Source organism: Amycolatopsis sp. A133 (assembly GCF_031082405.1).
GTDB lineage: Bacteria > Actinomycetota > Actinomycetes > Mycobacteriales > Pseudonocardiaceae > Amycolatopsis.
Window position 1 is genome coordinate 125,523 of sequence record NZ_JAVHJU010000057.1, and the last position, 24,984, is coordinate 150,506.

Annotated in this window: 22 protein-coding genes; 13 read left to right on the top strand and 9 right to left on the bottom strand. The window is 71.2% G+C overall.

The annotated features are described in order from the left end of the window. Positions 1-22: 22 nt before the first annotated feature. The 3 genes from Q5425_RS33140 to Q5425_RS33150 form a co-directional block, all read right to left on the bottom strand. The gene (locus Q5425_RS33140; protein WP_308676289.1) at positions 23-1,033 is read right to left on the bottom strand and encodes an SMP-30/gluconolactonase/LRE family protein; all 1,011 of its coding nucleotides are present in this window, start codon (positions 1,031-1,033) and stop codon (positions 23-25) included. A 62-nt stretch (positions 1,034-1,095) separates the two neighbouring features. Next, entirely contained in the window at positions 1,096-3,153 is a 2,058-nt protein-coding gene (locus Q5425_RS33145) for a PQQ-dependent sugar dehydrogenase (protein WP_396135316.1), read from the bottom strand. Between the two features lie 252 nt (positions 3,154-3,405). After that, the gene (locus tag Q5425_RS33150; RefSeq protein ID WP_308676291.1) at positions 3,406-6,090 is read right to left on the bottom strand and encodes a glycoside hydrolase family 9 protein; all 2,685 of its coding nucleotides are present in this window, start codon (positions 6,088-6,090) and stop codon (positions 3,406-3,408) included. Positions 6,091-6,451: 361 nt separating this feature from the next. Here Q5425_RS33150 and Q5425_RS33155 point away from each other — a divergent pair, with 361 nt between their 5' ends. Beyond that, positions 6,452-7,930 carry an amidase gene (locus Q5425_RS33155; RefSeq protein ID WP_308676292.1) on the top strand — a complete coding sequence of 493 codons (1,479 nt, stop codon included), beginning with the start codon at positions 6,452-6,454 and terminating at the stop codon, positions 7,928-7,930. A 1-nt stretch (position 7,931) separates the two neighbouring features. On the opposite strand, the gene Q5425_RS33160 is transcribed toward Q5425_RS33155, so the two are convergent. After that, a complete protein-coding gene (locus tag Q5425_RS33160) occupies positions 7,932-8,780 on the bottom strand; it encodes an LLM class flavin-dependent oxidoreductase (protein WP_308676293.1) in 849 nt (282 codons plus the stop codon). 94 nt (positions 8,781-8,874) lie between these two features. On the opposite strand from Q5425_RS33160, the gene Q5425_RS33165 reads away from it, so the two are divergent. Both Q5425_RS33165 and Q5425_RS33170 read left to right on the top strand, forming a co-directional pair. Beyond that, positions 8,875-9,753 (top strand): LysR family transcriptional regulator, encoded by an 879-nt coding sequence (locus Q5425_RS33165; protein WP_308676294.1) that lies wholly within the window; start codon positions 8,875-8,877, stop codon positions 9,751-9,753. Positions 9,754-9,948: 195 nt separating this feature from the next. Further along, positions 9,949-10,797, top strand: a complete 849-nt coding sequence (locus tag Q5425_RS33170; RefSeq protein ID WP_308676295.1) for an SCO6745 family protein — start codon at positions 9,949-9,951, stop codon at positions 10,795-10,797. Positions 10,798-10,962: 165 nt separating this feature from the next. Here the strand turns inward: Q5425_RS33170 and Q5425_RS33175 are convergent, their stop codons facing one another. After that, entirely contained in the window at positions 10,963-11,541 is a 579-nt protein-coding gene (locus Q5425_RS33175) for a TetR/AcrR family transcriptional regulator (protein WP_308676296.1), read from the bottom strand. Positions 11,542-11,631: 90 nt separating this feature from the next. On the opposite strand from Q5425_RS33175, the gene Q5425_RS33180 reads away from it, so the two are divergent. Further along, a complete protein-coding gene (locus Q5425_RS33180) occupies positions 11,632-12,597 on the top strand; it encodes a 2-dehydropantoate 2-reductase N-terminal domain-containing protein (RefSeq protein WP_308676297.1) in 966 nt (321 codons plus the stop codon). 42 nt (positions 12,598-12,639) lie between these two features. Further along, a complete protein-coding gene (locus Q5425_RS33185; protein WP_308676298.1) occupies positions 12,640-13,209 on the top strand; it encodes a hypothetical protein in 570 nt (189 codons plus the stop codon). Positions 13,210-13,253: 44 nt separating this feature from the next. Here Q5425_RS33185 and Q5425_RS33190 read toward each other — a convergent pair whose 3' ends face one another. The 3 genes from Q5425_RS33190 to Q5425_RS33200 all read right to left on the bottom strand — a co-directional run bounded on the left by Q5425_RS33190 (position 13,254) and on the right by Q5425_RS33200 (position 14,782). Then, positions 13,254-13,754, bottom strand: a complete 501-nt coding sequence (locus Q5425_RS33190) for an SRPBCC family protein (RefSeq protein ID WP_308676299.1) — start codon at positions 13,752-13,754, stop codon at positions 13,254-13,256. Then, entirely contained in the window at positions 13,751-14,104 is a 354-nt protein-coding gene (locus Q5425_RS33195) for a metalloregulator ArsR/SmtB family transcription factor (protein ID WP_308676300.1), read from the bottom strand. The genes Q5425_RS33190 and Q5425_RS33195 overlap by 4 nt, the downstream gene beginning before the upstream one ends. A gap of 69 nt (positions 14,105-14,173) precedes the next feature. Then, entirely contained in the window at positions 14,174-14,782 is a 609-nt protein-coding gene (locus tag Q5425_RS33200) for a TetR family transcriptional regulator (protein WP_308676301.1), read from the bottom strand. A gap of 100 nt (positions 14,783-14,882) precedes the next feature. Here Q5425_RS33200 and Q5425_RS33205 point away from each other — a divergent pair, with 100 nt between their 5' ends. The 4 genes from Q5425_RS33205 (at position 14,883) to Q5425_RS33220 (ending at position 20,289) form a co-directional block, all read left to right on the top strand. Continuing rightward, entirely contained in the window at positions 14,883-16,016 is a 1,134-nt protein-coding gene (locus tag Q5425_RS33205) for an FAD-dependent monooxygenase (RefSeq protein ID WP_308676302.1), read from the top strand. After that, on the top strand, positions 16,013-16,630 hold the full coding sequence (locus Q5425_RS33210) for a DUF3159 domain-containing protein (RefSeq protein ID WP_308676303.1): 618 nt from the start codon (positions 16,013-16,015) through the stop codon (positions 16,628-16,630). The genes Q5425_RS33205 and Q5425_RS33210 overlap by 4 nt, the downstream gene beginning before the upstream one ends. 101 nt (positions 16,631-16,731) lie before the next feature. Further along, a complete protein-coding gene (locus Q5425_RS33215; protein WP_308676304.1) occupies positions 16,732-17,934 on the top strand; it encodes an Ig-like domain-containing protein in 1,203 nt (400 codons plus the stop codon). A 195-nt stretch (positions 17,935-18,129) separates the two neighbouring features. After that, positions 18,130-20,289 carry a DUF6351 family protein gene (locus Q5425_RS33220; protein ID WP_308676305.1) on the top strand — a complete coding sequence of 720 codons (2,160 nt, stop codon included), beginning with the start codon at positions 18,130-18,132 and terminating at the stop codon, positions 20,287-20,289. 23 nt (positions 20,290-20,312) lie between these two features. On the opposite strand, the gene Q5425_RS33225 is transcribed toward Q5425_RS33220, so the two are convergent. Continuing rightward, positions 20,313-21,032 carry a GntR family transcriptional regulator gene (locus Q5425_RS33225; protein WP_308676306.1) on the bottom strand — a complete coding sequence of 240 codons (720 nt, stop codon included), beginning with the start codon at positions 21,030-21,032 and terminating at the stop codon, positions 20,313-20,315. Between the two features lie 118 nt (positions 21,033-21,150). Here Q5425_RS33225 and Q5425_RS33230 point away from each other — a divergent pair, with 118 nt between their 5' ends. The 4 genes from Q5425_RS33230 to Q5425_RS33245 all read left to right on the top strand — a co-directional run bounded on the left by Q5425_RS33230 (position 21,151) and on the right by Q5425_RS33245 (position 24,893). After that, positions 21,151-22,428, top strand: a complete 1,278-nt coding sequence (locus Q5425_RS33230; RefSeq protein ID WP_308676307.1) for an MFS transporter — start codon at positions 21,151-21,153, stop codon at positions 22,426-22,428. A 50-nt stretch (positions 22,429-22,478) separates the two neighbouring features. Beyond that, positions 22,479-23,861 carry an acyclic terpene utilization AtuA family protein gene (locus Q5425_RS33235; protein ID WP_308676308.1) on the top strand — a complete coding sequence of 461 codons (1,383 nt, stop codon included), beginning with the start codon at positions 22,479-22,481 and terminating at the stop codon, positions 23,859-23,861. Continuing rightward, positions 23,854-24,222: a DUF4387 domain-containing protein gene (locus Q5425_RS33240; RefSeq protein ID WP_308676309.1), complete on the top strand. Its 369-nt coding sequence runs from the start codon at positions 23,854-23,856 to the stop codon at positions 24,220-24,222. Before Q5425_RS33235 ends, Q5425_RS33240 begins: the two co-directional genes overlap by 8 nt. A gap of 221 nt (positions 24,223-24,443) precedes the next feature. Then, complete coding sequence (locus Q5425_RS33245) at positions 24,444-24,893, top strand: SRPBCC family protein (RefSeq protein WP_308676677.1); 450 nt, start codon at positions 24,444-24,446, stop codon at positions 24,891-24,893. Positions 24,894-24,984 lie beyond the last annotated feature (91 nt).

Here is a 24,984-nt window from a genome sequence, read left to right on the forward strand (position 1 = left end):
GGTGTCCAGCCGGGTGGCTCGTTCAGTAGGGGTTGCCCGGCACGTTGAGGTGCGTCTGGTACAGACCGAACCCGCCACCGGAAACCCCGGAGGTGAGGTACAGGGTCCGCCCGTCCGGCCCGCCGAACGCCGCGTTGGTGGTGTTGCGACCGGCGGAAATGGTGCCGAGCTGGGCCCCCGAAGGGGAAAAGACGTGGACGAGCCCTTCGTCGTAGGAGGCCCAGTACAGGTTGCCCGCGCAGTCGACGGTCGCGCCGTCCGGTGTCCTCATGTTCGCGAACGTCGTGCGGTTGCCGGTGCTGCCGTCGGGGAAGACGGTGTACTTCATGATCACGTTGGCGCCGGTGGCTCCCACGTAGAGCGTCTTGCCGTCCGGGGACAGGACAACGCCGTTCGGCTGCGGCAGCGAGTCGTCGACGAGGCTGACCACGCCGTCGCGGACGCGGAAGACGCCGGTCCGGCCGCCTTGCTCGTCGGCGCGGTTGCCGCGCTGGTAGTTCGGGTCGGTGAAGTAGGTGGTGCCGTCCCGGCCGGTGGTCAGGTCGTTCGGCGAGTTGAACGCGCGGCCGAGGTAGCCGGCCGCGACGGTCGTCCGGCTGCGGTCGCTCAGGTTGTAGGCGGAAACGGTGCGGTTGTCGTGGGTGGCGGCGAGCACCCGCGTGCCGTCGGCGGTGATCGCCAGTCCGTTGCTGCCGGAGGCGGCGATGAACGTCTCGAACGTGGCCGGCGGCGTGTACCGCAGCACGGCCGACGGCTGCACGCCCTGGGGACCGGTGGCGTTCTGCATGTTCGACAGCAGCAGGGTGCCCGTTCGCCGGTCCCAGGTGGGCCCTTCGAGGAAGTTGAACCCGCTCCGGATGAGCTGGGACGTCACCGCCTGGCTCGGCAACGGCGGGCCGTAGGTCCCGTCCGGTGGGCACGGTGACGCCGGGGTGGCACCGGACGCCGCGGGCGTCACCACGCCCGCGATGACGATCGCCGCCGCCGTCACCGTCCACGTGCGACGGTGCCGGGGTGTCCTGCGGTGAGCCATGACGGCTCTCCTTCCGTGAGGGGAAACGGCCGCGGGCCGGTCGTCCCGGCCCGCGGCCGGGTTCACCGTCCGAGCTCGACCTTGAAGATGCTTTCGTTGCTGTTGTTCACGATGCTGTCCTTGTCGCCGTAGTTGCTGGTGGTCAGCCACAAACCGCCGTCGGCGGACGGTTCCACGGTGCGCAGCCGCCCGTACGTGCCGGTGAGGTACTGCTGGACGTCGGTCAGGCTGTCCCCGGAAATCGCGGCCCGGTACAGCCGCGCTCCGCGCAGGCAGGCGATGTAGAGGGCGTCGCGGACCACGGCGATGCCGCTGCACGAACCTTCGGCGACGGGGTAGGTGCGCTTGGGCGCGATGAAGCCGGATTCGGCGCAGCTGCCCGTGGTGCCCTCGCAGCGGGGCCAGCCGTAGTTGCCGCCGCGGACGATCAGGTTGGTCTCGTCCATGACGTTGTTGCCGAATTCCTGTTCCCACAGCCGGCCTTGGGAGTCGAAGGCGAGCCCCTGGGGGTTGCGGTGGCCGTAGCTCCACACCGGGGTCCCGAACGGGTTGTCCGAGGGGATGCTGCCGTCGCGGTTGATGCGCAGCACCTTGCCGGCGAGGATGGTGAGGTCCTGGGCCCACTCGCTGTTCTGGCCGTCGCCGGCCGAGATGTAGAGCTTGCCGTCGGGCCCGAAGCGCAGCCGGCCGCCGTTGTGGTACTTGTTGCGCGGGATTCCGGTGAGCAGCACCTGCGGGCTGCCGGTGAGCACCCCACCGCTGTAGCGGATGCGCACCACCCGGTTGTCGGTCGAGCTGGTGTGCATGACGTACAGCCACGGGTCGGCCGCGAAGTCGGTGGCCACGGCGAGGCCGAGCACCCCGCCCTCGCCGTCGGTTCCCGCCACGTTCGGCATCCGTCCGGCCACCGTCTTCGCGCCGGTGGCGGGGTCGAGGCGGACGACTTCGAAGGCGTCGCGGCGGCCGTAGAGCACCTGCCCGTCGGGCAGCGTGGTCAGGCCCCACGGCAGGTCGGTTTCGGTGGCGACCTTGGTGACCGAGCACAGCGCCGTGGCGCAGGAGGTACCCGTGGTGACCACGACCGCCGTGCTCGCGGCCGAGCGGTTGGCCTGGGCGTCGCGCGCCCGCACCTGGTACTGGTAGCGGGTGTTCGCGGCCAGGCCGCTGTCGGTGAACGACGTCGTGGCCGCACCGCTGGTGGACCCGGCCACGGTGCCGTCGCGGAGCACCTCGTAGCCGGTGACGCCGACGTTGTCGGTGGACGGCGACCAGCGCACGGTGACCGTGGTGCCCGACGCGGTCGCCGTCACGCCGGTGGGGGTGGTGGGCGGCTCGGTGTCGGCCTGGCACTGCGGCACGGTGACGGTGACCGTGGAACTGGCCTGGGAGACGTTGCCCGCGGCGTCGCGGGCGTTGACGTACAGGCCCCAGGTGGCCCCCGGCACGGCGGTCAGCTCGGCCGAGAGCGCCGTGCCCGGCACCGAGGTCATGAACTGCCCGTCGTGGTAGATGTCGTAGAAGGCCACCCCGACGTCGTCGGACGACGCCGACCACGAGAACGTCACCCCGGTGCACGTCAGGTTCGAGGTGCGGGGGGTGCCCGGCGCGGTCGGTGGCGTGGTGTCGGCGTTCAGCTTGACCAGCTGCCACCGCTGGTTGGCGCCGTCGGAGTCGGGCCACTGGACGACCCGGGCGCCGTCGGCGGTGGAGGCGCCCAGCACGTCCACGGCCTTGCCGCTGGCCCGGTTGAGCAGGCGCACGTCGCCGCCGGCGGAATCGGCCAGCCGGAACTGCTGGCCGGCGCGGCCGGTGTCGGTGCTCTGCACCAGCCCGGCCCGGTCGGCGGTGGAGGGAAAGCTCAATACCATGGCGCTGTTCCGGGACCTGATGCGGTAGTTGCCGCCGCCGGAGTCGACGAACTGCCACCGCTGCGAGAGGCGGTCGTCGCGGGTGCGCTGGGTGATCTGCGCGCCGTCGTAGGTGGCGCTTCCGGATACGTCCAGCGCCTTGCCGCTGTTGCGGTTGACCAGCACGTACGACGCACCGGTGTCCACGGTGGCGGCCGAGGCGGCCGGGGACGGGAGCACAACACCCAGGCCCAGCAGCACCACGGTGGCCACCGCTCGCAGGCCCGAGCGGGGGACCGTGCGCTTCCTTCTCGGGATAGCTCGCATGGTGTTCCTCTCTCACGGAATGCGAGGCAACTGGCTTCGTCTTCGCTGACAGCCCGACTGGGAGCGCTCCCAGGTCACCGTAGCGCAAAGGGTTTGCCGTCGACAAGACCGGTGAGCGGGTATCCAACCACGGCCGCACCGGCAACGGCGGGACCGGACGCCGATGCGGCTGCCGTTCGTGGCCGGCCGGACCGCTGATCAGGGTTCGGTGCCCCAGCCGAGGGTTCCGGACTGGTAGGCGGTGGCCGTGGCGAGGTCGGTGAACGACGCCGCCGTGCGGTAGCTGTAGTCGTCGGACTGGGTGAAGGCGGACCAGTCGGCCTTGGCCACCCGGACCTGGACCTCGCCGGTGTTCGCGCCGGCGGCGAGGGTCCCGCCGCCGAAGCCTACTTCGACGTAGGCGTCGGCCCCCGGGCGTGGCGTGCTGAGCTTCACCACGCGCAGGGTGATGTTCCCGCAGCCGAGAACCGCGTAGTCGCACCAGATCTGGTAGCCCGGGTTGCTGCCGTCGCCGGTGAACCAGTAGCGCGCGGTGACGCTGCTCAAGGTGACGGGCGAGCTGCCTCGGTTGACGATCTGGAGGCCGGTGCGGATCTGGTTGTCGGCGGTGCCGCTGCCGGACCGCTGCTGCACGGCGAGCGAGCCGGTGCCGGGGTTGCCGCCGCCGGTCGTGGTGGTGACCGACACCGGGCTGCTGGGCGCGGACTGGTTGCCGGCGGCGTCCCGGGCGCGCACCGAGAACGTGTACGCGGTGCCGGGGGCGAGCCCGGTGACCTGGTAGCCGGTGCTCGCGGTGCTGCCGACCGTCGCACCGGCCGAGTTCAGCACGTCGTACCCGGCGACGCCGACGTCGTCGGTGGCGGCGGTCCAGCTGAGCGTGGCGCTGGTGCTGCCGGGGGTGGCGGTCAGACCCGTGGGCGCGGCAGGCGCGGTGGTGTCCGTTGTGGACTGTCCCGGTTGGTTGCCCCACAGCACCGCGGAACCCTGCGTGAGCACCAGCTGGGGATCGTCGACGGGCGCGCTCCCGCTGGGGGCGAGCCCGGTGTGCGACCAGTCGTTGCCGGGGGCCCAGGTGCCGGTGCTGCTGATCCGGAACTGGATCTCCTTGCGGTAGCGGGACTGACCGCCGGGCGCGACGCCGCCGGAGCACGGCACCTCGACGTAGTACACCGCGCCGGAGAACTGGTGCAGGGTGGGCGCGTCGCACTGGTTGTACGCGGACGTGACCGAGATCTGGCCGGGCGTGGTGGCGCCGTCGAGCGTGAAGTAGTAGCGCAGCGAACCGGTGAACGCGCGCGCCGGCCACGCCGACTTGTTGATCACATACGCCTTGACCTCGGTGAACGTCCCGCCGTCCGGCTGGTTGAGCGCGCCCTGCGCCAGGATCTCCGGGCCGTCCGGGGTTTCCGTCGGGGGGAAGCTCGTCAGCGGGGCACCGCCGTACTCGCCGTAGAGGCGGGCCAGCGCGCCGGTGAAGCCGGCGTTGTAGTCGAGGGCCACCTCGCTCATCGTGTAGTTGGTGCGGTCGTCGGTGTACGCGTCGTTGGTCGTGGTGGGGCCGCCGACGAGCGCGCCGTACAAGGTGTGCCGGCTCAGCGCCGGTTCGTTGATGTTGTCGGCCCAGGAGCCGTGCGCGGTGCGGTGGTGGGGGTTGCGGGGCGGGTTGACGCCGAAGCCGACTTCGTAGCTCGTGCCGCGCGGGTTGTCGCCCAGTGCGTAGTTGATCTGCCGGACGGCGAAGTCGTGGTAGGTGGCGGCGCGGGTGGGATCGGTGGCGCGCAACCAGTCCGAATAGGTGAGCGCCACGAACGCGGTGTTCGCCGCGTAGCGCAACGAGCCCCACTGGTCGAGCACGGCCTGGCCGCCGGGGGAGTAGGGCACGCGCTGGCCGTTGACGCCGGTGGTCCACCAGTCCAGCCAGCGGTTCGCGTCGGCGAGGTACTGGGGGTCGCCGGTGAGCTGGGCGAGCAGGACGTAGGCGCCGTAGGACTTGTCGTCCCAGGCCAGCGTCCAGCGGTAGGAACGGGTGGTGGTCTGCGGTTCGGTGGCCAGCTTCTGGTACTCGGTGCGCGCCTTGGTCAGGTAGGCGGTGTCGCCGGTGGCCTTGTAGAGCCAGATGGCGCCCCAGACCAGCTCGTCCTGGTAGCCGCTCCAGGACTTGTAGAAGTTCTTGGCGTCGGTGATGCAGTCGGAGTAGGCGCCCCGGTGGTTGTCGGCGAACGAGTACAGCTGTTTGGCGTGGGTGAGCAGGGTGGCGGCGTAGGTGGGGTCGTCCGCCCGGAACACCATCGAGCTCGCGGCCAGCTGGGCGGTGGCCTCGCCGGCGAGGTCCGAGCCGGGGCAGGAGTCGTCGACGCGGTAGGCGGGCCGCGCCATGGTCATCGTCTCGGCGGGGCCCCACCACTTGTGGTCGTCGTCGCCCTTGCCGACCTGGCCGTAGAGCACGTCGGGCTGCGGGTGCGCCTTGATCAGCCAGTCGTCACCCCAGCGCAGGTTGGAGAGCAGGTACGGCCACTGGCCGGAACTCTGGTAGGCGGCGCGGTTCTCCAGCGCACCCCAGGCGAGCATGGTCATGCTGAACTCGAACGGCAACCCGAACTTGACGTGGTCACCGGCATCGTAGAACCCCCCGGTGAGGTCCAGGCCGGCGTCCTTGCCGTCGTCGAGGGCGGACGGACCCCGCCAGGACACCCGGTTGCCGGCGGGCAGCGCACCGGAGCGCTGCGCGTCGTAGAACCAGACGGCCTTCTGCAACGCCTCACCGTAGTTGAACTTCCCGGCGGCGTGGGCGGTCGCGGACATGCCGGGGATCACCACGGTCAGGCCGAGCACGAGCAGCACCGCGATCACCTGGGCCATCGACTTCGTCGTCGAAGTGCGCACGCCGTCTCCTCTGGTCTGGGAGCGCTTCCAGAGCGGAAGCGTAAGGAGCGGGATCGGCTGTGTAAAGCGTTGGTGGGCGCGGTAGGCGGTTCGGCGGCGTTCCAGGGGGCCATCCGTCGTAGCTTGCGCATACGGAGGCCGCCGGCAAACGATGTGGTTAACAAGAATTGAGACATCCATCCTGTTGCCCCATGCGGCATTTCATGTCTCACACGGGCGGACTCAACCCACCGTCGCCCGGTGACCTGCAATGGGACACCGCGGGACGTAAATCGAGTGCGAGACTACGCCGGCGAAGTGACTCCCCATTGCGTCAACCAGAATTTCGTGTCCTCTCAGGCCCCTCGGTAGCTTCGAATTCATGGAATGGAGCTACGAAACGGCCGAAGAACTCGTCGCCGCATTGCGGGCCGGTGCGGTGACTTCGGTGGAACTGACCGACGAGGCGATCGCCCGGATCGAGCGTGACGACGAGGTGATCAACGCGATCTGCGTGCGGGACTTCGACCGGGCGCGGGCCGCCGCGCGCGAGGCCGATCGGGCACGGGCGCGTGGTGAGGACCGGCCGCTGCTCGGCGTTCCGGTGACGGTCAAGGAGTCGTACAACGTCGCCGGGCTGGCGACGACCTGGGGCATGCCGCCGCACCGGGACCACCTGCCGGCCGAGGATGCCGTTCAGGTGTCGCGCGTCAAGGCCGCGGGCGCCGTGGTGCTCGGCAAGACCAATGTGCCCCTGGGGCTGCAGGACATCCAGAGCTTCAACAACATCTACGGCACCACCACCAACCCGTGGGATCCCGCTCGCACGCCAGGCGGGTCCTCCGGTGGGTCGGCGGCGGCACTGGCGTCCGGGTTCGGCGCGCTGTCCATCGGCTCCGACATCGCCGGCTCGCTGCGCACCCCCGCGCACTTCTGCGGCGTCTACGCGCACAAGCCGACGCTCGGGCTGGCGGCCGCCCGCGGGATGGTCCCGCCGGCCGAGCCGGCCTTGCCGGTCGACCTGGACCTCGCCGTCGTCGGTCCGATGGCGCGCAGCGCCCGCGATCTCACGCTCCTGCTCGACGTCATGGCCGGCCCGGATCCGCTGACGCACGGCGTGGCCCATCGTCTGGCACTGCCGCCCGCGCGCCACGAGCGGCTCCGCGATTTCCGGGTCCTGGTCCTCGACGAGCACCCGCTCATCGCCACCGGCTCCGCCGTGCGGGCCGGCGTGAACCGGGTGGCCGACGCACTCGTCGACGGCGGCGCCCGCGTCCGACGGCACAGTTCGCTGCTGCCCGAGCTGACCGAAGCCGCGACGCTCTACATGCAACTGCTGATTTCGGGTTCCGTGGCGCGGTTCCCCACCGACTCGTACGAGCAGCTGCAGATCCGCGCCGCCGGGCTGAGCGCGGACGACCGGAGCCTCGACGCCGTGCGGCTGCGCGCCATGGTGTCCAGCCACCGCGACTGGATGGTGGCGAACAACCGCCGCGAGCTCCACCGGCACGGCTGGCGGCAGCTGTTCGCCGAGTTCGACGCCGTCGTGTGCCCGATCACGCCGACGCCCGCGTTCCCGCACGACCACCACCCCAACCCGCTGGAACGGCGCATCGACATCGACGGTGTCGAGTACCCGTACTTGGACCAGCTCGTCTGGGCCGGCCTGGCCACCATGCCCGGCCTGCCCGCCACCGCCGTTCCCGCCGGCCGGTCCCCGGAGGGCCTGCCGGTCGGGGTGCAGCTCATCGGCCCGATGTTCGAGGACCGCACCCCGCTGCGGCTGGCCGAACTGCTCGAGCGGGAGACCGGCGGCTTCACGGCACCGGCCGGTGCCGTGAACGCCCGTCCCGGCCGGTGATTCAGGTGAGCAGGTCCAGGGTGCGGCTCCGGTCGTTGAGGGGTACGACGATGAGGTCGGTCACTCCGGCGTCTTCATAGCGCTTCACGGCGTCGGTGATGGTCGTGTCGTCGCCGATGACGAGTGTGTCGGCGGGGTTGGCGAGCCCGGCGCGGTCGAGTGAGGCGCGGTAGGCGGGCATGGTGCCGACCGTGGCGAGTTGCCCGGCGAAGTCGGCGCGGGCGCGGTCGGGGTCCGGGCTCAGCAGCGTGACGGCCTGAGCCACGATGCGCGCGCCGGGGGCCGTGCGCGGGGCGATCTGCCGGGCGACCATGTCCGGGGTGACCCAGGCGGCGGCCACGCCGTCGGCGAGGTCGTGGGCCAGCTCGAGCATGCGGGGACCGAGCGCCGACAGCAGGAGGCTCGGCGCCGGAGCGGTGATGTCGAGCCGGGTGTCGACGGTGAAGAACTCGCCGTCGAACCGCACGGGCCGGCCGGTCAGCAGGGGGCGCAGCACGGTGAGGTACTCGCGGGTGTGCCGCAGGGGGGAGGTGTAGGGGAGGCCGAGCTGGTCCTGGACGTACCAGGCGTGGCTGGGGCCGACGCCGAGGGTGAGACCACCGCCGCCGGCGGCTTGGAGGGTGAGTGCTTCGGTGGCCGTGGTGACGGGGTGGCGGGGGTAGGTGGCGACGATGGCCGTGCCGACCTCGGCGGGCCGCCGGCCGAGGGAGGCCAGCAGGGTGAGCGGGTCCCAGCCGCCGGGGTTCTGGTTGGTCCAGAATGCGGCGAGGCCGCGGCCGGCGGCGTCGGCCGCGGCGGCCACCACCTCGGCCGGGGAGGGCGGGTTGATCAAACCGGTGCCGATGTGCATGCCTCCATCCCAGTCGGCGGCGCCCGGCGGAACCAGCCCCACCTAGACTGCTCAGCGATCACTTTTTGTCATCGTGCCGTCCGCAGGGAGGACCGTGGAACTGCGCGCGCTGCGGTACTTCGTGACCGTCGCCGAGGAGCTGCACTTCGGCCGGGCCGCCGAGCGGCTCAACATCGTGCAGCCCGCGGTGAGCCACCAGATCGCGCGGCTAGAACGGGATCTCGGCACCCGGCTGTTCGACCGCTCCCCGCGGTACGTCCGGCTCACACCGGCCGGCGCGCGGGTACTGGAGGCCGCCCGGGAGACGCTCGCCGCGGCCGCACGCGTGCGCGTGGTCGCCGGAGAACCCGATGCCCACCTGCGGATCGGGGTCGCCCCCGGCCTGACCGCGCGGCTGGAGCGCGCCGCGGAGCTCCTGCTCGACGGAGCCCGGCCCGCTCAGCCTTCGCTCGTCGAACTCCCGGTTCCGGCACGGCTCGCGGCCGTCCGCGGCGGTGAGCTCGATCTGGCGCTGGTCCGCGGTCCGGTGGAGGCGGACGGCGTCCGCGTGGTGCGCGCGTGGTCGGAGTCGCTGCTGGCCGTGGTGTCCGACGAGCACCCGGCGGCCGGCTCACCGCTGGTGCGGCTGGCCGACCTGGACCGCGCCGCCCTGCGCCTGCCCGCCCGCGCGGAGGACCCGGCATTGAACGACGCGGTCACGTCGGCCTTGCACCGCGCGGGCCCCGGCTCGACGGGCCGATCGGCCGGCTCGGTCCTCACGGTCCTCATCGAGGTCGGCGGTGGGCACGGAGCCTGGACGCTGCTGACCGCCGAGCAGCTGACGGAGTTCGCCGCCCGCCGGGTCCGCGCGGTGCCGCTCGACCCACCGCTGCGCATCGACGGGCACATCGTCGCTTCGCTGCAGACTCCGGAGGATTGTGTGTCCTCGTTCGTCCGGGCGTTCAGCGACACACCCACGGCTATTGAGAGCTGACGCGGCGATGGAGCTCGCCGGGCGGACGTCACCGGTCAGCCCGTCGACGCGATGGCGTCCTTGATTGCTTGCGCCTCGCTGTCAGAAGATCACTCCCCCGGTGCATCGGCGCCGACACCGCGCGGAGTTTCGGAACCACAACTGCTCGGCACTGATCCCGGATCGAGCGTACCGACCGGATGGTATGTTGGCCCGGTGATCGATGTGGCGCGGCAGACCTGGCGACTTCTCGAGCCCTACCACGGGATGATCTATTTCGCCCCGGAAGCCACTGCCGCGTATGGGGAACTCGGTCTCCGCGGCCGCGCCGGCTACTTCGCGTCGAGGTCGGCGGCGCTCGGCGTGGTTCCCGCGCCGGTCGTGGTCGCCACCTTTTACAACTTCAACCCGGTCCTCGTCGCGGAGTCGCTCGACGGCGTCTGGTCCGTGACCGACCCGGCCGCTGTCCTCGCCGCCCGCTACGCCGCGGCCGACCAGGCCTTGCGTGGCACACTGGGCGACGCGATCACCTCACCCGAGCTGCGCCGAGCCGCCACTCTCCTGCGTGCGGCCGCCGAGGCGGTCGCCGGCGACGTCGCCGGCCGCCCCCTGTTCGCGGCCCACACGGCCCTTCCGTGGCCCACCGAGCCCCATCTGGTTCTTTGGCACGCGCAGACCCTGCTTCGGGAGTACCGCGGCGACGCACACGTCGCCGCCCTGTCGACGGCCGGCTTGAGCGGCATCGAAGCCCTCGTCACCCACGCCGCGTCCGGTGCCGTTCCCGCCGAGACCCTGCGCACTTCACGGGCGTGGACCGAGGCCGACTGGAGTGCGGCCGTCAGCGGCCTCCGTGCGCGGGGCTGGCTCATCGAAGACGCCGACCTGACGTTCACACCCGACGGTGCGGCCCGCCGAGCGGAAATCGAGAAGGCGACCGACGAGCGCAGCGTGCGTCCCTACGCGCATATCGGCGAGTCCGCCTGCGTCGAACTGCAGGCCCTGGTGCGTCCGTTCAGCCGGGCGCTCACCGAGAAGCTGATGCCGTGGGCGCTCTCGAGGCAGTAGCGGCACGGGGACGTCACTGCCAGCGAGACACCACCGCGATCCCGCCGACCAGCGCCACCAGGGGAAGCCACAACAAGGCGGCCTCGGGCAGCCAGGACCTCGACGACGTCATGCCTCCAGTACGCCGGGACGGCCGCCGCGGTTGTCCGGTGCGGATCGCGCGAGCTATCCGTCCGAGTGCGGCCGGCGCAGTCCGTCCAGCACGAGGGTGATGACGTCGTCGGCTTCGGCTCGCCAACCGGGGCGGTCATGGGCCGCGCCGATGCCGTGCAGCGCCATCATGACGGCGCCGGCGTCCACGTCGTCGCGGACGGCGCCTTCCTTCACGGCTGCGGCCACCAGGTCGGTGACCGCCTGCTCAAGCGCCCGGCTGCCCTCGGCGAGGGCACTGGAGCGATCGGCCATGAGCGTGGCCAGCGTCCGGGCGAGGCCCTGATGGGCGTCCATGTGGTCGACCATGCCGCGGAGGAAGGTCGCCAACGCCTCCGCCGCGGGCAGCGTGGCCTGGAGCCGGCGGGCGCGGTCGCACAGCGTGGCGACCTCCCCGTGGTAGACCGCCTCGGCCAGCGCCTGCCGGGTGGGGAAGTGGCGGTACAGCGTGCCGGTGCCCACCCCGGCCAAGCGGGCGAAGTCATCGAAGCGCAGGTCGAAGAAGTCGCCGGCGGCGGCGACCTCCCGTGCGGTGGCGAGCAGGGCCTCGCGCTTGCGCTGGGCGTCGGCCCGCAGCGGCTTGTCGGCGGTCATGCGCTACCTCATCGTTGACAAATGGAGATGACCTCCATATTTTGAAAGTGGAGATGATCTCCAGATCGATCGTACCCCACGAGGTGCAGTGTGAAGATCCTGATGTTCGGCCGAGGCGTGATCGCCACCATCTACGGCTGGGCCCTGCAAAAGGCGGGACATGACGTCGAGTTCTACGTCCGCCCGGGCCGCGCGGCGACGTACGGGGAAGCGATCGGCCTCGACCTGTTCGATATGCGGCGGCGCGTGTGGGGGCAGCGCGTCGTCGAGCAGTGGCCGGTGCGCTACCGCGAGGCGCTGGCGCCGGACCACGACTTCGACCTGATCGTGCTCAGCGTGCCGCACCACCGCCTCGCGGAGGCGACGGCCTTCCTGGCCCCGCGGGTCGGCCAGGCCACGGTGCTGGTCTTCGGCAACATCTGGACCGAGCCGCGGGCCGCGGTCGGCGCGCTCCCGCTCGACCGGATCGCCTGGGGCTTTCCCCAGGCCGGCGGCGGTTTCGGCGCGGACGGCGTGCTCCGTGGGGGGATATTGCCGTCGGTCGTCTTCGGCACCCTCGGCCCACCCCCGACCGACCGGGAACGGGCCGTGCGTCAGGCGTTTCGCGAGGCCGGGTTCCGGCTCAAGGAGCGGCCTGACTTACGCGGCTGGCTGTGGGTCCATTTTGTGTCGGATGCCGGCCTGTTCTCGCAGGGCTTGAGGCTGGGTTCCCTGTCCGAGCTGGCCGGGTCGACGAGCGGCTTCCGCGAGGCGCTGCTGACCGGCCGCGAGCTGCTGCCGCTCCTCGAGGCGCGCGGCATCGACCTGCGACGTCACCGGGGCGGTGTGCTGCTGTTCCGGGCGCCCACCTGGCTGATGGCGCCCGTGCTTGCCTGGCTGACTGCTCATGTCACGCCGCTGCGGGTGAATTTCGAGGCGCACTCCGACCCCGACGCCGAGGAGCCGCGGGAGATCTGCCGGGACACCCTCGCCGAAGCACGACGGCTGGGTGTTGCGGTACCACGACTGGAAGCGGCGGAACCGAACTTCGCCCGTGGGGGAACGGGTCGAGTCTGAAAACCTCATCGCGGCTGAAGCGCAGATCGGTACTGTCTGCCGGTGGGGTTCACCGAGCGGGCGCGCAGGGTGCGTGATGGGCGGCTGGCGCACGGCCGGCGGGTCGCGGCGTTGTGTTCGTGTGTGGGCCTGTACCACCCGATCGGCCACCGGGCGACGTTGAGCTTCCTCGGTGAGCTGGCCGGGCGGTATCAGCACCACGAATCGGCTCTGCTGCGGGCGCTCGAGGCGTTGGAGGCCAGTCGCGCGGTGTGGCGTGAGGAGGTCGCTTCGTACGCCAACGCACGCGTGAAGCAGAAGCGACTCGGCCGGCGGGTGCCCTCGCCCGGCGATCCGCCGCCGAGCCGGATGGGCGGGCACTGGTACGCCTCGGACCCGGACGTGTCGCGTCGTGCGGCGCTGCACGCGCTGAAACTGTGGGAGCGGGACCTGCCGCCGGACTCGGTGGACCAAGAGGTGCGGTCCGTCGTGCGATGCTGCATCGCCACCGGCGGCCGGTTGACGGACGAACAGCTGGACCTCGTTTCGCGCCGGCGGTTGCCGGGCGAGGCCGAGGGGGTTCGCTGGCCGATCACACTCGTGGTGTCCGCCGGTGGTGCGGTCCGCGCGTGACTCCGCGACCGGTTCGCGTTCCGGAACGGCACCGCTGGACGCCGTCAGGGCTGGGGGGACAACTCGTCGAAGTAGGATTTCATCGCGGGGTAGTAGTCGCCGAAGTTCGGTCGGGGTGAGCCGTCACGTGCGGCTGTGAGCATGTCGAGGTAGTACTCCCAGCCGGGGCCGACCTCGCCCGCTCGGTCCTCGGTGTCGAGATGCTGTACGAGCCGCAGTTCGGTCGAACCGTTCGCCTCGGACAACAGCAGTTCCATCCGCCAGGTCCCGGACTCGTCGGTCATCGACACGGCCAGCCGCCGGAGCGGCTCACACGCGTCGATGCGCAGATCGCACCACGGTGCCTGATCCTCGAACGCCAGCTGCACTTTGATCGTCCGGCCGGGTGCGGCCTCACCTTCCCACGGACCGAACCAGCGGGCGGTGCGCTCGGGTTCGGTGAGACTGGCCCAGACGTCCTCGGCGGGTGCGCGGAACGTCCGGCTCAGGACGAGATCGCTTCCGGTGCCGGTGCGGAACAGCCGGCCGGTCGGGGGGCGGTTCATGCCGTGGTTTCCTTACGTCGGTCGTCCGCGCGGTGGGCGCGGCGGGTGCGGTAGACCTCTGTGGTCAGCGCGTCGAGGCGGTGTTCCCAGCCGGAAGGTTGCAGGAACTGGGTGAGCCACGTGGCGAGCTCGGTGAACTGCTCGGCGTCGAGTGCGTAGAACCGTTGCCTGCCCACAAGTTCGTCGCGAATCAGCCCGCTCTGCCGGAGGACGCGCAAGTGGCGGCTCACGGCGGGCCTGCTGATCACGAAGTGCTCGGCGATCTCGCCTGCGGACATCCGCCCGTCACGCAGCATCACCAGAATTTTCCGTCGCACAGGGTCCGCGATCGCGCCGGCCACCTCGTCCACCCAAGAAGCGTAACACATCGGTTACGCATCAGAAGTGCCCGGCCAGGGACGCCTGGTAGTGGAAAGCGGTCATGATGACGCCGTGGGCCCGGTCAGGCAGTGCTGGACCAGGGGACCGAACCTTTCGACCAGTTCGTCGACGGAGCAGGACGCGATCGGTTCGATCCGCATGATGTACCGCGCCACCGTGAGACCGAGGATCTGGACGTTGACCATGGCGGCCCGCAGCGCGGCGTCCGGCGTGCCGAGCAGCAAGGCCAGGCGGTCGGTGATCTCGCGGTCGATGAACTCGCGCAGCAGCTCCTGGGACTGGGCGTCGGTCGGTGCCGATCTGGTCAGCATCACCAGGGGGGTGCGGCCGGACTTGTCGAGGTTCTCCACCAGGGTCCGGACGATGCGCTCGCCGATGGTGTCGAGGCCGCCGGCGAAGATCGACTCGATGGCCGGGGGGACGTTGCCGGACATCTCGACCGCGGCGCCGAACAGGCCCTGCTTGGTGCCGAAGAAGTAGAACACCATCGCCGGATCGACCCCCGCCGCGGTGGCGATCGCGCGCACGGTCGTGGCGCCGTAACCGTGCTCGCCGAACAGTTCCCGCGCGGTCCGGAGAATCCGTTGTTTGCTCTCCGCGCCGGACCGCCAGCGTCCGGGGCGGCCGTGGGTGCCGTCTTCCGTCATGACCACCGAAGCTTAACACCCTTTCTTCATCGGTCGGTGGAGTTTTGCACGGACCCGCCGTAGCGTGTTCTTCATCAGGTGGTGAAGAAAGGGTGAGGACATGAGGGTGATCGTGATCGGCGCCGGTCTCGGTGGGCTGACGCTGGCCCACGGGCTCCGCCGGGCGGGCGTCGACGTCGCGGTGTACGAGCGGGATGGCGCGCAGGGCCGTCCGCAGGGCGTGAGCCTGCACGTCGACGACCGGGGCGCCGCGGCGCTGCGGGCGTGCCTGCCCCCGGCGCACGCCGCGATGGCGGAGGCCACCATGGGAGGGCCGCGCGAGCAGACCCTGGTGCTGTCCGAGGTGGCGGGAGAGCTGACCGTCGTGGGTACCCGGCCGTCCGGCGGTGTGGCGGGCCGGGCGCGGCCCGGCCGCCAGGCTGACCGGCCGTTGCTCCGCGCGGTGCTGCTGACGGGACTGGACGACGTGGTCCGGTTCGGAGCGGAGTTCACGCGCTTCGAACCGCGCGCGGACGGCACGGTCCGGGCCTTCTTCGCCGACGGCGGCACGGACACCGGGGACGTCCTGGTCGGCGCGGACGGGATCGGTTCGGCGGTTCGCCGCCAGTACCTGCCGGACGTGCGGGTGGCCGACACGGGACGACGCATGATCATGGGCGCGACTCCGCTGCGAGCGGTGGCCGGCACCGGGTTGCCGGGCCTGGTCGGTGACAGCCCGGCCGCCGTGCAGGGGGGCGCCGCGATGATGGTGCTGGGCGTGTTGCGGTTCACCCGGCGGCCGGTGACCGCGCGGGAGGAACTGCTGCCCGCGCTGAGCTCCCGCGCTGTCGCCGACGCCGAGGACTACGTGATGTGGGCCTTGCCCGGCCCGCGAGAGCAGTCCGGCTCAGCGGCCACGGTGTGGCGCCAGGCCCAGGACCTGGCCGCGGACCTGCACCCGACGTTGCGGCTGATCGTCGCCGAGGCCTGGCCGGACGTCACGGCCGCGCTCCGGATCGGAACGATCCCGCCGATGCCCGCCTGGCCCGCCGGTCCGGTGACGGTCATCGGCGACGCCATCCACCTGGCCCCGGGTTTCGGTGGCAACCTGGCGATGCGGGACGCGCACCGCCTCGCCGAAGCGCTGGCCGAGGCGGACCGTGGCCGGCTCGGCCTGCTCGGCGCGATCGGCGCCCATGAAGAAACCATGCGCCGCACCAGCTTCACGCCCGTCGCGGCGAAGGCAAGCGCATGAGCCTCGACGTGCTGACCCGGAAGTCCCTGTCGCTGTTCGACGCGGTGGGCGGCTGGCGCACGGTCGCCGAGGGCGTCGCGTCCCGGGTGGTGTTCCTGGTCGCCTACCTGCTGACCGGCCGGGTGTGGACCGCCGCGCTGATCGCCGTCGGCGGGGTGGCGGTGCTCGCGGTCGTGCGGGTGTGGACCGACCGGCGCTACTGGTCGGCGGCGATCGGGCTGGCCGTCGTCGGGGGCTCCGCCCTGCTGGCCGGGACCACCGGGCAGGCGATCGACTTCTACCTCCCGGCCGTGGTGATCCAGGCCGCGCAAGGGGCGGTCTTCCTGCTGTCGATGCTGGTGCGGTGGCCGGTGGTCGGGTTGGTGCTGGGGGCGGTGCGCCGCGACCGGTCCGGCTGGCGACACGACCCGGCAGCGCGACGGCGCTACCAGCTGTGCACGGCGGTGTTCGTGGTGAAGTGCACCATCGCGACGGCGGTGCAGATGCCGCTGTACGTGGCCGGGCAGACCACCGCGCTCGGCATCGCCGCCACGTTGCTGGGCGGGGCGCCCTCAGCGGGCGTCTGCCTCTACCTGTGCTGGCGGATACTCCGCGAAGGCCCACAGACCCGCTAGTGCCCACACCGCGATCACCGCAGCAGGATGTGCCGCCACCCTCGAGAGATCGGATCGTTACTCAACTCGGCAAGGGCTGGGACGTCTTGTGGATCGTGAGAATGATCCGCATCGCCGGGCTCGGCCTGGGGGCCCTGCTGCTGGCTGCCTGCAGTGGACAGAGCGAGACCGTGGGGGCCGCGCTCCCGGCCGGAACCGCCGGAGGGACGGCGACGGCGCCCGGGGTACCGGCCGCGACGGTGGCGTTCGAGGGCGGGGACCAGCTGAGCCCGAAGGACCCGATCGTCGTCAAGGCTTCGGGCGGCACGTTGCAGGCGGTCACGGTCACGAACCCGCAGACCGGCAACGGCGTCGAAGGCGAGCTCTCGCCGGACAAGACGATGTGGACCAGCAAGGATCGCCTCCGGTACGGGGCCACCTATCAAGTGGCCGCCACCGCGGTGAACCAGGCGGGCGCGGCGACCGAGCAGCGCGGGGAAGTGCACACCCTCAAGCCGTCCGGGGTCGCCACTCCCGCGCTCTTCCAGGCGGCGTCGGGCGACTTCGGCGTCGGCCTGGTCATCGGCCTGAAGTTCGACCACGACATCGCCGACAAAGCCACGGTGGAGAAGTCCTTCAAGGTGACGTCCTCGCCCGCCCAGACCGGCGGCTGGTACTGGGTGGGCAAGCGCGAAGTGCACTTCCGGCCCAAGGAGTACTGGAAGGCCGGCTCGTCCGTGAAGCTCGAGACCACGACCTTCGGCCTGCCGATCGGGGGCGGCGTGTACGGCGGCCAGGACGTCTCGGCCACCTACAAGGTGCACGACTCCTGGGTCGCCAAGGCGGACGGCAAGACGCACCAGATCAAGGCGTTCCACAACGGTCAGCTGGTGAAGACCGCGCCGATCAGCATGGGGAAGACGGTCGACACCCCGCCGCGGGGCCCGACGCCGACCTTCACCGGCACGCACACCGTGCTGGGCAAGGAGGACCACAAGATCATGGACTCCTGCAGCTACGGCGTGTGCGAGGGCGACCCCGGCTACTACAAGGCGCCGGAGAACTGGAACGTCCGGATCTCGAACGACGGCGAGTACCTGCACGAGAACCTGAAGACGGTCGGCGTGCAGGGCAGCGACAACGTGTCCAACGGCTGCCTCAACATGAACACCGAGAACGCCAAGTGGTTCTTCGACACCTTCAACGTCGGCGACGTCGTCGAGGTGACCAACTCGGGCGGCCCGCAGCTGGCCATCAACAACGGCCACGGCGACTGGGCCATCGGCTGGACCGCCTGGCAGGCCGGCAGCGCCCTGCGCGGCTGAGTTCCGGAATCGGCGACGTGGCCGGGCGCGGGCGCTGGGCCACGCGGGCATGCTCGAGGAGACAGCCGGCTGGTGGTCCGTGCGGCCGGCTACCCGGGACGCCGCGGGGCGGTTGTTCCCGCCGTGCCGCGGGTGCTATACCGGCAGCGGCCCGGTGTCGCAACGGCGCGACGCCACGAGCGAGCGGAGTCTCTGGTGGCGAACCGTGTGTTGCGCTCATCCACCGTGGTGGCGGCCCTGGCCGTGCCGGTCCTGCTGATGGGGACCGCGAGCGCGGTGGCCGCACCCGGTACTCCACCAGGGCGGCAGCCGACCATCGAGACGGTGTCGAATCCGCGGCCCGCGCTCGTCAGCGGGGGACAGGTCCTGGTCAAGGTCGTCCCGCCGCAGCGGACGCGCCGGGTCGACGTCAGCGCCAACGGCCACGACGTGACCTCGAGTTTCCGCGCCCAGCCGGACGGCAGCCTGCTGGGCCTGGTCACCGGCCTGCGCGACGGTGCCAACGACCTGAGCGCCCGGGTGAGCGGTCCCGGCGCGGACCGGCGGGCGAACCTGCGCGTCACCAACCACCCGATCACCGGGCCGGTCTTCTCCGGCTCACAGCAGCGCCCGTTCTACTGCGAGACCCAGGCGTTCGGCCTGCCCGCGGCGACGCAGCCCTTCTGCAGCGCGCCGACCCAGGTGAGCTACCAGTACCGGACCACCGCCGGGGCGTTCGCGCCGCTGGCGGACCCGGCGACCCGGCCCGCGGACCTCGCGACGGCCACCGTCGACGGGCGCGCCGTGCCGTACGTGGTCCGCGTCGAGCGCGGCACGATCGATCGCGCGGTCTACGAGATGGCGGCGCTCTACGACGGCGCACCCTCGCCCGTCTCGCCGGAGCACAGCTGGAACGGCAAGCTGGTCTACACCTTCGGCGGCGGCTGCAACGCGGGCTACCACCAGGGCAGCTCGACCGGCGGCGTCGTCAACGACCTGTTCCTGGCCCGGGGCTACGCGGTCACGTCGTCGAGCCTCAACGTGCTCGACAACAACTGCAGCCCGATCATCTCGGCCGAAGCGGCGATGATGGTCAAGGAACACTTCGTCGAGACCTACGGCCCGGTCGCCCACACCATCGGCTGGGGCGGCTCCGGCGGGGCGATCCAGCAGTACGACATCGCGGAGAACTACCCCGGCATCGTCGACGGCATCATCCCCGGCGTCTCGTTCCCGGACCCGCTGAGCACGGGCGGTCCGGTGTCGGACTGCCGGTTGCTGGAGCGGTACTTCGGCGGGCCGGGTGCCTCGTTCACCGCGGCGCAGAAGCAGGCCGTTGCGGGCTTCGCCAGCTATGACACCTGCGTCTCCTGGGACAAGACCTTCGCCAGCCGCGCCACCGCGACCGGCAGCTGCAACGCGGCCATCCCGGTCCCGGCGCGGTGGGATCCGGTCACCAACCCGCGCGGGGTGAAGTGCAACTCCAACGAGCAGCTGGCCAACCAGCTCGGCCGGGACCCGAGGACCGGGTTCGTGCGCAGCCCGCTCGACACCACCGGGGTGCAGTACGGCTTGGCCGCGCTGAAGTCCGGGACGATCACCGCGGCGCAGTTCGCGGACCTCAACGCCGGCATCGGCGGCCTCGACCACACCGGAAACCCGGTGCCGCAGCGGATCGCGGCCGATCCGAAGGCGCTCCACACGGTGTACGCCGAGGACATCGTGAATTCCGCGTCGCAGGGGTTGCGGGAAACGCCGATCATCGACCAGCGGACCGATCTCGACCTCGCCGGGTTCGGCAACGACATCCATACCACCGAGTGGTCTTACGTGCTGCGGCAACGGCTTCTGCGGGCCAACGGCACCGCGGGCAACCAGGTCATCATCGAAAACCACGCCACCGCGGCCGAAGCGGCGGCGGCCAGTGCCTACGAGCTGGACGCGATGGACCGCTGGCTGACCGCGATCGACGCCGACGGGTCGCACCGGAGCCGTCAGCAGAAGGTACTGGCGAACCGGCCGGCCGACCTCGGCGATGGTTGTTACCTGTCCGCGGCGTCGCGGATCACCGAGAAGCTGACGTACCCGGCGAGCGGCCGGTGCGGCGTGCAGTACCCGGTGGCGGCCAACACCCGGATGGTCGCGGGGGAGGGCTTGGCCATGGATGTGCTGAAGTGCCGGTTGAAGCCGTTGAACTTCGGCGACTACCCGGTGCCGTTCACCGCGGCGGACCGGGAGCGGCTGCGGGCGGCGTTCCCCGGAGGTGTGTGCGACTACAGCCGGCCGGGCGTCGGGCAGCACGCCCCGATCGGAACGTGGCTGAGCTACGGCGACGAACGGACCGGCACCACCCCGCCGCACCGCGTCACAGGCTGACGGCCGGCCCTCGACGTCGTCCCTCAGGAGCGGGCCGGCGCGGCGAGCAGGTCACCCAGCCCACCACGGGCGTCGTCGACGACGAGCGCCTCGGCGGTCGCCGAGTCGCCCGCCCGCAGCGCGCGGACCAGCGCGCGGTGGCTGCTGTAGCGGTCCAGACCGAACCGGTCGTTTCCGGCGATGCGTTCGATCAGCCGGGCCCGGCGCTCCGGCCAGGAGAACACCCGCGTCTGGCCGAGCAGGCGGACGAGGACGGGGTTGTGGGCACACGCCTCGACGACCTCGTTGAAGCGCTGCATCGTGTCGAGCAGCCGGTCGAGGTGCCGGGCCACGTCCTGCCCGGCGTGGTGCCGTTGCTTGATGACGATCAGCAGGTCGTCGGCTTCGTCGAGGACGGTGTCGAGCTGGTCCAGCTGGGCCGGGGAAGCGTGGCGGGCGGCGAAGCGGGCCACCATTCCGCGCAGCGCCACCTCGACCTCGGCGAGGTCCTGGATCGCCGCGTCGCCGACGGCCGCCACCTGCACCGTCCGCGGTCCGGTCCGTTCGAGGAGACCGTCCTGCTCGAGGCGGCGGATGGCCTCCCGCACCGGCGTCGGGCTCACCGACAGCCGTTCGGCGAGCCCGCGTTCGGTGACCTTCTGCCCGGGCCGCAGCTCGCCGGTCGTGACCGCGTCGCGGATGGCGCGGTACGCGCGATCGGCCAGGGTATCGGGCGCCAGGCCCTTCAACGTCTCGCTCGCCATGGCGTCACCCTATCTGCCATGGCTTCGATAACAAGCAACACTTGACGTTCTTGCTATAGCAAAACTACCTTGGCGGTCACCGCGCCGGCGGTGACGACAGGGAAGGTGCGGGATGACGATGACGTCAAGCACTCAGCGCACTCAGCGCACGCGAACCGGGCGGATCACCGTCCTCGTCGCCTTGGCGGTCTTCGCGCAGGAGTCGACGTGGAACCTCTACGACTCGCAGGTGCCGCCGCTGCTGCGCGAACACCTCGGCAGTGCCGCGCTGATCGGGGCGCTCATGGGGATGGACAACGTGCTCGGCATCTTCATCCAGCCGTGGATGGGCAACCGCTCGGACCGCACACGCACCTCCTGGGGCCGTCGCATGCCCTACCTCCTCGCCGGCATGCCCGTGGCGGCGCTGCTGTTCCTGGTCATCCCGCACGTCGCGGCCTCGTTGCCGCTGCTGGTCCTGGTCATGTTCGGCTACGCGCTCGTCGCGAACTCGTTCAAGCCGATCGCCGAGTCCCTGCTCCCGGACTTCGTCCCGCCCGAGCGGCGGAGCCGCGCGAACGCGGTCGTCAAGATCGCGGCCAGCCTCACGGTGATGGTCGCGGCCTTGATCAGCATCTTCCTCATCGATACGCACCCGAAGCTGTCGTTCGCGATCCCCGCGGTCCTGATGGTGGTGTCCCTCGTCGTGCTGGCCGCGAACGTGCGGGACAGCCGGTCACCGGCCTACCGGACCGCCGTCGCCGAGGAGCGCGAACACCACGGCACGCCGGCACCCGCGGCCCGGGTGCGGGACACCGTGCTCGACATCGTGCGGGACACCGACCGCAGCCGGTTGCTGCTCATCGCGGCCATCCTGCTCTTCGGCGGGGCGTGGGCCGCCTCGCGGGCGCTGATCACGCCCTACGGCATGGAGGTGCTGGGCATGTCCCGCGGCGAAGCGGGCGGCCTGACGCTGCCCAGCGGCGTGGCCTTCATCGTCGCCGCCTACCCGGTGGCGAGGCTCGCCGAACGCTTCGGCCGGCTACGGGTGATGACCGCCGGGATGACGGTCTTCGTGGCCGGCATGGTGCTCGGCACCGTGGTGCCGACGCCCGGCGGCGCCGTCACTGCCCTCTGCGTGGCCTCCGCGGGAGCGTCCGCGTTCCTGGTCAACGCGGTCGTCGTCCTGTGGAACCTCGCCCCGTCCGACCGCGTGGTCGGCACCTACACCGGGCTCTACACCGTCGGCTGGGTGAGCGGCGGCTTCCTGGGCCCGGCCGTGGTCGGCGGCCTGGTCGACCTGACGGGCTGGCCCCTGCTGCTGCTCCACGTCGCGATCGTCGCGCTGCTCGCCGTGCTGGCGGTCGCACGTGTCGGAGTTCTGCAGCGCCGGTCGTCCGCCGGGCGGGCGCTGTGAACGGCCACCACGCCGTGGCTCATGAACCGACCTCGAAGGGAAGAAGGAACATGCACAGCCAACGGGTCGACTCCGTCCGGGTCCTGTCGCCGAGCGGCATGCTCGGCGCCGGCTGGGACCACGCCACGATCGAACGGGGCATCGCGCTGGGCGCCGACGTCATCAGCGTCGACGCCGGGTCCACGGACTCCGGACCCCACTACCTCGGGTCCGCGTCGCCCAAGACGACGGCCAAGGCGGTGGCGCGCGACCTGCGCAGTCTCCTGACGGCCGCCGCCGGCGCGGGGATCCCGGTGATCGTGGGCTCTTGCGGCACGAGCGGGACCGACCGCGGTGTCGACTGGGTCGCCGGGATCGCCGCCGGCGTGCTGGCCGAAGAAGGCCTGGACCTGACGGTCGCGCGGATCTACAGCGAGCAGAACGCGGCCGACCTGAAGGAACACCTCGACGCGGGCCGGATCCACCCCCTGCCGCCGCTGGGTGAACTGACCGCCGAAACCCTGGAAAGCTGCACCCGCATCGTCGGTGCGATGGGGCACGAACCGATCGTCGCGGCGCTGCGGGCGGGTGCCCAGGTCGTGCTCGCCGGCCGCGCCACCGACACCGCCGTGGCGGCGGCCTACCCGCTCATGCGCGGGATGCCCGCCGGACCGGCGTGGCACGCCGCCAAGATCGTCGAGTGCGGTGGCCAGTGCACGAGCAACCCGCGTGCGGGCGGCGTCCTCGCCACCATCGACGCGCACGGCTTCACCATCGAGCCGCTCGACCCCACGGTGTCGTGCACGCCGATCTCGGTGGCCGCCCACATGCTCTACGAGTCCGCGAACCCGTATCAGATGCGGGAGCCCGCCGGCACGCTCGACGTCCGGGACGCCCGGTACACCGCGGTCGACGACCGGATCGTCCGCGTCGAGGGGTCGCAGTTCCACGTCGCCGACCAGTACACGATCAAGCTGGAAGGCGCCCGGGTCACCGGCTACGAGACCATGGCGTTCTCGGCGATCCGGGATCCGGTCATCCTCGCGGACATCGACGCCTGGGCCGGCCTGATGCGCACGATGATCACGCAGCGGGTCGGGCAGACGCTGGAGCTGGCGGCCGACGAATACGCCTTCGACCTGCGCCTCTACGGCCACAACGCGGTGCTCGGCGACCTGGAGCCCGAAAGCGGGCCGCCACGCGAAGTCGGCGTCATGCTGCTCGTCAACGCGCCCGACCAGGCGACCGCCACCGCGGTCGCCAAGGTCGCCAACCCACTGCTGCTGCACCTGCCGACGCCGGGGATGGACTACCTGCCGAGCCTGGCGTTCGCGTACTCGCCGGCCGAGGTCGAGCGCGGGGTGGCGTACGAGTTCGTGCTCAACCACGTCGTGGACTGCGCCGGCCCCGCCGACCTGTTTCGGACCGAGCTGGGGGAGAAAACCCATGCCTGACACCACTCTCGCGGATCTCGCCCACGAGGTCCGCTCCAAGAACGCCGGGCCGTTCTGGGTCACCATGGAGCTTTTCATGCGCGACGCCGACGGCTACCGGATCGCCGCCGACGAGACGTTCCTCAACGAGCGCGTGATCGCCGGGCTCTACCGCGTCGAGGAAAGCACCGTCCAGCTGTTCCGGATCCCGTCGCTCAACGTCGTGAAGATTTCGTTCCCCCGCCCGATCAGCCAGGGCTCGCTGCGGGATCGCGACATCCACGCCGGCCAGCACCACGTCCCGCTCGCGCGCCTGCCGATCACGCGGTTCCTTCGTCCGGCAACAGCGGCGCCGGTCGCCGACGAGCCCGGCGACCGGTGAAGGAGACCCGTGATCCGGGTCGAAGACCTGCCCGCCAGCCACCTGGCAGCGGTTCGGGAGCACGGTCGACCCGGCGTGGTCGCCCGGGTGCCGGTGCTGCTGGCCGGCGACGGGTGACCCCGGAACCGGATGGGTGATTCCTCCGTTTCGGGGTATTCGACAGGCAGGTCATCGAGGGCTGGTGGCCGCTGACGTCGACGAGAGGACCGGCCTTGGCCGAAGTGACCCGCACCTTCACCGTCGCCGCCGCCCCGCACGAGGCGCTGGACTACCTCAAAGATCTCCGCCACGCCGCCGATTGGCACCCCGGCACGCTTTCCTGCGGGCGCCTCGGCACCGGACCGGTCGAAGTGGGCGCCCGGTGGCACAACGTCGCCAAGATCGCCGGGGTGGAGCTGGAACTGACCTGCGAACTCGTCCGCCTCGAGCCCGGCCGCGTCGTCTTCACCGGCACCAATGACACCACCGCCACCCGGGACGACATCACGATCACGCCGACCGGCGCGGGCGGCAGCACCCTGACCTACCACGCCACCATCGAGTTCCGCGGCGCCGCGGACCTCGGCGCGCCCATCGCCGAGGTCGTGTTCGAGAAAGCCGGTGCCGACGCCGAAGACGCCCTCACCCGCATTCTCGGCACCCCGGCCTGGGCTTCCGGCGGGCCGTTCTGACCCGCACCGGTCCCGGCTCGCGGTGTTCCCGAGCAGGCCACGAAAGAGGCAATGAAGCCGCGGTCAGCGGCCCGCGACGCTCACACGATGG